General features: G+C 54.8%; 1 protein-coding gene. It reads left to right on the top strand.

All coding sequences use genetic code 11. The features are described 5' to 3' along the window. On the top strand, positions 1 to 535 hold a 535-nt coding region (locus Q4563_RS15745; RefSeq protein ID WP_303605135.1), incomplete at both ends, for a TonB-dependent receptor domain-containing protein.

The following is a 535-nucleotide window of genomic DNA, read 5'->3' as shown; positions in this document are numbered from 1 at the left end:
ATATACAGCTTTGGGATAAACAGCCACCTCCTGACCGGAGAGCTAAAATGGGGATGGGAAAGCAGCCAAAAACAGCGTCACGGCTACAACCTGCTCTACACGTACAGCGGCAGTGACGACCTGACCAGTAATAGCCAACTGATGGAACAACCTAACCCCAACGACATCCTGACCCCCGAACTCATTACCGGCGACGCCTCATCCAGTGGGTTTATACTACAAGACACCCTGCTCGATACCGACAGCAGCACCTCTCTTAGTGGTCGCTTCTATAGTGCCACCCAAATCAATCGCGCGACCTACCTGCTGAACGACCTGGATCTGAGCGAACACTGGCAACTGATCAGCGGCATCCGACGCGAGTACAACCAGATGAAAGCAGCCCTCTGGAATACCGAAGCCCACTCCGAAGAACCCTTGCAAACCGCCAGTCGCTGGTTGCCGTCCATCGCACTCGAATACCGCCCAGGCTTTCATCAACTGCGGGCCAATTACAGCCAAACCGTCGTCTGGCCACGATTCAACGAGCTACTGC

The sequence above is a fragment of the Gilvimarinus sp. 1_MG-2023 genome (genome assembly GCF_030548285.1).
Note: the sequence above shows the minus strand (reverse complement) of the source record. Positions and strands in the feature narration are given on the sequence as shown.